The organism is Inquilinus limosus (assembly GCF_002195995.1).
Lineage (GTDB): Bacteria > Pseudomonadota > Alphaproteobacteria > DSM-16000 > Inquilinaceae > Inquilinus > Inquilinus limosus_C.
The window spans coordinates 19,092-27,024 of sequence record NZ_NHON01000090.1 but is presented as its reverse complement, the minus strand read 5'-3'; the positions used below and the strand labels follow the sequence as shown (position 1 = coordinate 27,024).

4 protein-coding genes are annotated in these 7,933 nt (G+C 71.2%); all 4 read right to left on the bottom strand.

What is annotated here, in order from left to right; genetic code table 11:
* Window positions 1-556, bottom strand: a 556-nt coding sequence (locus BWR60_RS29700) for a chromate transporter (protein ID WP_144445806.1), incomplete at its 3' end; no start/stop codon positions are given.
* A 370-nt stretch (window positions 557-926) separates the two neighbouring features.
* Window positions 927-5,009, bottom strand: coding sequence for a tetratricopeptide repeat protein (locus BWR60_RS29695; protein ID WP_088155836.1), 4,083 nt, complete (start codon window positions 5,007-5,009; stop codon window positions 927-929).
* Window positions 5,010-5,555: 546 nt separating this feature from the next.
* Window positions 5,556-6,575, bottom strand: coding sequence for a fumarylacetoacetate hydrolase family protein (locus BWR60_RS29690; protein WP_088155834.1), 1,020 nt, complete (start codon window positions 6,573-6,575; stop codon window positions 5,556-5,558).
* A complete protein-coding gene (hmgA, locus tag BWR60_RS29685) occupies window positions 6,572-7,882 on the bottom strand; it encodes a homogentisate 1,2-dioxygenase (RefSeq protein WP_088155832.1) in 1,311 nt (436 codons plus the stop codon). Before hmgA ends, BWR60_RS29690 begins: the two co-directional genes overlap by 4 nt.
* Between the last annotated feature and the right edge of the window lie 51 nt (window positions 7,883-7,933).

Sequence of the window (7,933 nt, the reverse complement as noted above, 5' to 3'; positions counted from 1 at the left end):
GTCCCAGGCCGGCGACGGCGCCCAGCGCGATGGCGCCGATCTGGCCGAAGGCCCCGCCGGCGAAGACCGCGATCGCCACCGCGGCCAGGGCGATGCCCGCGCGCGGCCGGTCGGGCGTCAGCGTCCGCGCCATGCCCCAGACCGCCTGGGCGACGACGGCGACCGCGACCAGCTTCAGCCCGTGCAGCGCGCCCGCGGCGACCGGCCCGGCCAGGGCGGCGGCGCCGAGCGCGACGGCGCAGAGCAGGATCGCGGAGGGCAGGGTGAAGCCGCACCAGGCAGCCAGCCCGCCGAGCAGGCCACGGCCGCGCAGCAGGCCGAGGGCGAAGCCGACCTGGCTCGACGCCGGGCCGGGCAGGAACTGGCACAGGGCGACGAGATCGGCATAGCCGGCCTCGTCGATCCAGCGCCGCCGCCTCACCAGCTCGTCGCGGAAATAGCCGAGATGGGCGATCGGCCCGCCGAAGGAGGTCAGGCCGAGCTTGAGGAAGGCCCGGAACACCTCGCCCGGCGAGCCCTGCTGCGGCGCTGCGGCCGTCTCGGCGGTGTCGGTCATCGCGGCGGTCGCTCTCGGGGTCGGGCGGGCCTCACCGATAGGCGAGTCGCGCCGGGAGCGTCAATCGCGCAGGACCGCCCGACCCGCATCGGACGAAGCGGATGGGCCGGCGCCGCCCCATCCCCGCCGTCATTGCGAGGAGGCGAAGCCGACGAAGCAATCCAGGGGCCGATGCGCACCGGCCCCTGGATTGCTTCGCCACGCTCGCAATGACGGTGTTTGGAATTCTGGAAAGGCCTCGCTTGCGGGAGAGGCAATCTGTTGATTTGCCTGCCATCCGGCCCGCCCACCGATGTGCAGATGCCCTGACCGGGGAGAGGGAGGATGGGTGGGCCGTCGAGTGGCCCTGGCCTTGTATCGCCGCGTGCTGCTACTCCGCGGCGACGCCGCTGTGGCCCGGGGCGGGGCCGGCCGGCCGCCGGATCCTGGCCTTGCGGGCCTCGGCCTCGGCGACCTCCAGCTGCCGGCGCGCCCCGGCATGGGACGGCTCCAGCTCGACCGCCCGGCCCTGCGCCTGGATCGCCTCGTCCCAGCGCTTCTGGGCGGCCAGCAGGTTGCCGAGATGGCGGTGCAGTGCCGCGTCGCCGGGCGACAGCTTGATCGCCCGCCGCACGGTCGACACCGCCTTGTCGGCGTGGCCGAGCGCGGCGAAGGCGGCGCTGAGCTGCCGCAGCGCGCCGGCATGGTCGGGCTCGATGTCGATCGCGCGGCGCAGCTCGACGACCGCATCCTTCCACCGCTTCCAGCCGGCGAGGAGGTTGGCGAGGTGACGGTATGGCGCGGCATCATCCGGCGACAGCTCGGTCGCCCGGCGCGCCGCCGCCTCCGCCTCTTCCGGCCGGCCGAGCGCGGCAAGGGCGGTGCTCAGCTGGCGCTGCGCGCCGGCATGCGACGGCTCCAGGGCGATCGCCGCCTCCAGCGCCGCGATCGCCTCGTCCCAGCGCTTGCCGGAGATCTGCAGCGCGGCCAGGGCGCGGTGCAGATGCGGCGCCTGCGGATCATGCGCCAAGGCCCGCCGGCAGGCCTCGATCGCTTCCGGCAGCCGGTTCAGCTGCGACAGCGCCGTGCTGTGCAGATGGTGCAGCCGGGAATGGTCCTCACCCCGGGCGATGGCCTCGGCGATCAGCGGCTCCGCCGCCGCGGCCTTGCCGGCGCTGATCAGGAAGCCGGCGCGCGCGTTCGTGGCGTTGGCGCTGCCGGCGAAGTTCCGGCCGATCTCCTCGATCGTCGCCATCGCCTCGTCGGCATGGCCGCAGCGCTGCAGGATCGTGGCGACCCAGGCGTACAGCCCGACCATGTCGCGCTCGCGGTCGAAGGCGGTGCGGATGGTGTTGGGCGGATGGCCCAGCAGCTCCCGCGCCACCGCCGCGGCCTTGTCCTGCGCGGCCCTGGCCTGCTCGGGCCGGCGCAAATCGGTCAGGATCTCGGCCAGCAGCAGGTGCAGGTCGGGATCGAAGCGGTAGTGCCGGATCGATTCGCGCAGGGCCTCGGCCGCCTCCTCCAGCCGGCCGCGCGCCCGCAGGATGCGCCCGAGCTGCTCGAACATCGACGACCGGGTGGAGGCGCGCAGCAGCAGCTTGCGCTTCAGCTTCTGCACCACCTCGGGCGGGATCGGGTCGCGGGCGTGGTCGCGCTCGTCCTCGAACAGGCGGATCGCCGTCCGCTCGATCTCCTCCGCCTCGGCCAGGCTGCGGTCGAGCAGCAGGCAGCGCGCCAGGCTGTGATGGAAGTCGGATCGCTGCGGGTCGAGCGCGAGGGCGTTGCGCCAGAGCCGGACCGCCTCCGGCGCCCGGCCGATCGTCATCAGCATGGTGGCGGCCAGGGCCTGGGCCTCGGCCAGATCGGCCGGGGCGCGCGCGACCCATTCGCGGGCGAGAACCCGGCCTTCGCCATACCGCCCATGGCCCCAGAACAGCTTGAACAGCAGCTCGGCCGCGTCGATCGAGTCCGGGTCGAGCTCGAGCGCCCGGCGCAGGCTGGCGACCGCCTGGTCGATCTCGCCGGTGTGCTGGGCCGACCGGCCCATCTGGACATGGTACAGCGGGTCGGCCTCCCGCAGCCGCTGCGCCTCCTCGGCGAGCCGGGCGGCCTCGTCCTCGCCGCCCTGGGCCTGCCGCAGCTTGCCGAGATGCAGGAGGGTCGCCGGATGGCCGGGCAGCAGCCCGGCCGCGCGGCGCGCCTCCGCGACCGCCTCCTCGACCCGGCCGGAGCGGGCCAGGGCCTCGCTGCGCACCCGGTGCTGATAGGCCACGATCTCGGCCGGGCGGGCCGGGGCTGCGACCGGCTGGTCATCCTCGCCGTCGGGGAACACCCGGGCCAGCGTCCGGCGCAGCTCCTCGTCGATCTCCAGCCCGGCGCCGTCGCCGTGGAACAGCTCGGTCCGCTTGGCGTCGGTCAGGTTGGAATCGACGTCCCAGCTGGTGTTGATCGGCTTGAAGTGGCGCAGGCCGACCTTGAAGCTGGCCTCGTCCGGGGTCATGCCGATGACGTTGTGGATCGCCCATTGCACGTCCTCGGGCGATTTGGCCGGCACCACCGCCCATTTCTCGGTGCAGGCGTCCAGCCGGCCGGCCTTCTTGTGGAAGAAGTGCTTGTGCCGGCGCTGCGGCGGCAGCGCCTCGGTGGCGTAGGTGTGGATCCACCAGCCGTCGAAGCGGATGAAGCCGGTGTCCGACTGCTCGGCGATCTCGAACACGCTCTGGCCGTCGCGGGTGACCGCCAACTCGTCGATGTCGACGTTGATGACGCTGGCGGCCTGCCGGAAGTAGCGCAGCCGGGCATGCTCGAAGGCCGCGGCCTGGCCGTAGAACGAATCCCAGATGCTGTAGGACAGCGGGCGGCGGCCGTCGAACACGCCCCATTTGTAGGGCCAGGGGATGGTCAGCACCTCGATCGACGGGTCGATCGACCGCAGCGCGTCGTCGAGCTCGCGCACGTCATAGGCCGTCGAGGCGTTGTCGTAGAGGACGACGCCGTTGGCGCCGTGGCCGCGGGCATAGTAGCGCACCCAGTCCTGGATCCAGGCGATGTCGTTGTCCTGGCTCATCGCATAGATGCAGCGGCGGCCGTCGAACAGCCCGCTCAGATTGGGCTGCGGCGCCAGGAAGGCGCGGCCCAGGCTGGTGTCGGCGATCAGCCCGGTGGTGCCGGGCGGGACCGGGACGGTGACCAGGTCGACCCAGCGCTTGTGCCGCACCTCGAAGGCGCAGCGCTGCATCGAGGGCAGGGCGGTGAAGGCGAAGTCCAGCTCCGTCTCCAGGTTCAGGAGCGGCGGCCCGACCAGACGGATCGACTCGCCCGACGCGTCCCAGAACACGTCGCAGAACACGGTGGTGAAATCGAAATCGTCCTCGTAGCTGGCATGGCGCAGCGTCGGCGGCCGCGGCGGCAGGCGGATCGGGTCGTGGCTGAAGTCGAGGATCCACGGGGTCAGCGCCGAGAGCCGCCGCGGCGCGCCCGGGCCGTCGCGGAGGACCGGGCTCTCCCGGCCCTCCGCCTCCCCCGTCGCCGGCGTCACCGCCGGCTGCGGCATCTCCGCGGCCCGGCCCCGCGCCGCATCGTCGGCATAGGCCTGGATCAGCCGGCGCAGCCCGTCCTCGACCGGGATCTCGGCCCGCCAGCCCAGCAGCGCCTCCGCCCGCGCCGGGTCGCCCCGGAAATGCGCCACGTCGAAGTTGCGGGGCGGGGCGATGCGGATCTCGACCGGGGCCAGCGCGGCCTGTCGCGCCATCTCCGCCAGCTCGCCCAGCGACACGGCGCGGCCGCCGACATAGTGGATCGGCGGCAGCGCCCGGTGGCCTTCCTCGAGGCACTCGATCAGCAGCGACAGGCCGCGGCCGATATCGTCGACATGGGTGAAGTCGAAGGTGTTCTCCGCGCCTTCGATCGAGATCGTGCCGCCGGTGGCGGCCGCGCGGGCGAAGGCGGGCACCACCCGGTTGCCATGGTCGGCGGTCGAGCCGAAGACATTGGAGAAGCGGACGATCGCGGTGGCCAGGCCATCCTCGCGGGCGCGGCCGACCGCCGCCTCGGCGGCCGCCTTCGAGCGGCCGTAGATGTTGAGCGGCCGCAGCGGCGCGTCCTCGGGCACCGGCAGCGCCGCCGCGTCGCCATAGACCTCCCGGCTCGAGGCATAGATCACCCAGGGACGGCGGTCGGCCGGCTGCTCCAGCGCCACCTGCAGCACCGCGCCGGTGCCGTTCACATTGACGTCCCAGCACAGCTCCGGATTGCGCTCGCCGTCGATGACGCGGGAGACCGCGGCGAGCGACAGGACGCCGTCGCACCCTTCCATGGCCTGCCGCAGCCGGTCGCGGTCGCGGATGTCGCCATGGCCGGGCGTCCCCGGATCATGGGCGATGTCGAACGGCACCGGCCGGTGCCCGGCCTTGGCCAGGCGCCGCATCATCTCCGTGCCGATCAGCCCGCGCGAGCCGGTGACGAGGATCTTCATGGGGAGGTCTCTCGTGGTCGTTGTTCCATGGGCGTCGGCGGAGCGCCGCCGGTCGGATCAGGCCGTTCGGAGCGGCGGCCATCCCTGGGCGTGGGTCATCTCGTCATCCTCCATGGCGAAGGCCGCGGCAGACTCCCGTCGCCGCGCGGTTCCGTCCCGGACGCCGGACCGCTGATGGATCTCTCATGCCGCGCAACGGGACATTGCCGCTCGGAGGCGAATGTCTCGCCGCGAAACCTTCAGACCATCAGAGTTCAGGCCCGATGACTCAGGTTTCGCATTCAAACTTTTGTGAATTTTCGTGTCAATGAAGTTTTTGTAAGATCTTTGGGAGGGTTTTCTCAGGAAAACTCAAAGAGTTTGGCGATTTTGTGATTCGAGGTTGCTCAATGAAATCTTTTGACAACCGCTGGTGGCAGCATTCATCCGGCCGTCCGACATGAAGCGGGCAGCCGAAACGCGACGCGCCCGGCTTCCTGTCGGGCCGGGCGCGCCTGGTCGATCGATGCGGGATGTCTGGAACGGGGCAGGGAAAGCGGCCGGGCGTCAGCCCGCGGCGGCCTCCTCCACCGTCTGCTCGATGGCGCCGAAGATGGAATGGCCGTGGGCGTCCTTCATCTCGATCCGCACCGTGTCGCCGAAGCGCAGGAAGGATGTCCTGGCCGCGCCCGACAGGATGGTCTCGACCATGCGCAGCTCGGCCAGGCAGGAGTAGCCGTGGCCGCCCTGGGCGATCGGCTTGCCCGGCCCGCCATCCGAATCGCGGTTCGAGACGGTGCCGGAGCCGATGATGGTGCCGGCGCCCAGCGGCCGGGTCTTCGCCGCATGGGCGACCAGGGTCGGGAAGTCGAAGGTCATGTCGACGCCGGCATCGGCCCGGCCGAAGGGCGCGCCGTTCACCTCGACCAGCAGCGCCCGGTGCAGCTTGCCGCCGTCCCAGGCGTCGCCCAGCTCGTCCGGCGTCACCGCCACGGGCGAGAAGGCGGAGGACGGCTTGGACTGGAAGAAGCCGAAGCCCTTGGCCAGCTCGCCCGGGATCAGGTTGCGCAGGGAGACGTCGTTGACCAGCATCACCAGCCGGATCGCCTGCGCCGCGGCGTCGCGGCCGGGGCCCATCGGCACGTCGCCGGTGACGACCGCGACCTCGCCCTCCAGGTCGATGCCCCAGGCCTCGCTCTCCATCCGGATCGGGTCGCGCGGCGCCAGGAAGCTGTCGGACCCGCCCTGGTACATCAGCGGGTCGGTCCAGAAGCTCTCCGGCATCTCGGCGCCGCGGGCCTGCCGCACCAGCGCGACATGGTTCACATAGGCCGACCCGTCGGCCCATTGATAGGCGCGGGGCAGGGGCGACAGGGCCTGATGCTCGCGGAACCGGTCGCTCGGCACGGCGCCCAGCTCCAGATCATGGGCCAGCGCCTCCAGCCGCGGCCGCAGCAGGTCCCAGTCGTCGAGGGCGCGCTGCAGCGTCGGGGCGATGCCCCCGGCCACGGTGTAGCGGGTCAGGTCGCGTGAGACGACGACGAGGCGCCCGTCGCGCGACCCGTCCCTCAGGCTGGCGAGCTTCATCGGCCGGTGTCCTCCCGTTTGTCGAACTGTTTCTCCAGCCCGCTCCAGCAGGCCGGATAGTCATCCTGCAACGTCGGCAGGTCGGCTGCATAGCGGGTCAGAAGCTGCGGGAAGCGGGTCTCGAACATGAAGGCCATAGTGCCGGTCAGCTTCACCGGCTTCAGCTCGGCCGTGCTGGCCTTGGCGAAGGCGTCGGTGTCCGGGCCGTGCGGCAGCATGCAGTTGTGCAGGCTCATGCCGCCGGGCAGGAAGCCCTCCTCCTTGGCGTCGTAGCGGCCATAGATCAGGCCCATGAACTCCGACATGATGTTCATGTGGTACCAGGGCGGCCGGAACGAATGCTCGGCCACCAGCCACCGCTCCGGGAAGATCACGAAGTCGACATTGGCCGTGCCCGCCTCGCCGGACGGGGCGGTCAGCACCGTGAAGATCGACGGGTCCGGATGGTCGAAGGCGATGGCGCCGACCGGGGAAAAATTCCGCAGATCATACTTGTAGGGCGCGTAATTGCCATGCCAGGCGACGACGTCGAGCGGCGAGTGGCCGATCGTCGTCTCGTGGAAGCCGCCGCACCACTTCACCACCACGCGGTGCGGCGTCTCCTTGTCCTCGAAGGCCGCGGCCGGGGTCTTGAAGTCGCGCGGATTGGCCAGGCAGTTGGCGCCGATCGGCCCGCGGTCGGGCAGGGTGAACTTGGCGCCGTAATTCTCGCAGACATAGCCGCGCGACGGCCCGTCGACCAGCTCTGCCTTGAACTTGGTGCCGCGCGGGATCACCGCGATCTCGGCCGGGCCGATCTCGATCACGCCGAGCTCGGTGACCAAGCGCAGCGACCCCTGCTGCGGGACGATCAAGAGCTCGCCATCGGCGTTGAAGAACACCTCGTCGGCCATCGACTCGGTGGCCAGGTAGACATGCGCGGCCATGCCGGCCTGGGTGAACACGTCGCCGGCCGTGGTCATGGTGCGCATGCCGGTCAGGAAGGTCAGCGCCTCGTCCGGGATCGGCGTCGGGTCCCAGCGCAGCTGGCCCAGCGGCAGGCCGTGGCGGACGATATGCGGCGCCGTCTTCCAATGCGGCAGCTCGATCTCCCGGAACCGGCCGACATGCTTGACCGACGGCCGCAGCCGGTACAGCCAGGACCGCTCATTGGTGCCGCGCGGCGCGGTGAAGGGCGAGCCGGAGAGCTGCTCGGCATAGAGGCCATAGGCGCAGCGCTGCGGCGAGTTCTGGCCCTGGGGCAGGGCGCCGTCCAAGGCCTCGGTCTCGAAGTCGTTGCCGAATCCCGGCATGTAGCGGAGCGTCATCGCATCCTCCCGGCCTCATTCCGTCCTGCCGGGATGATCGTTTCATCTGAA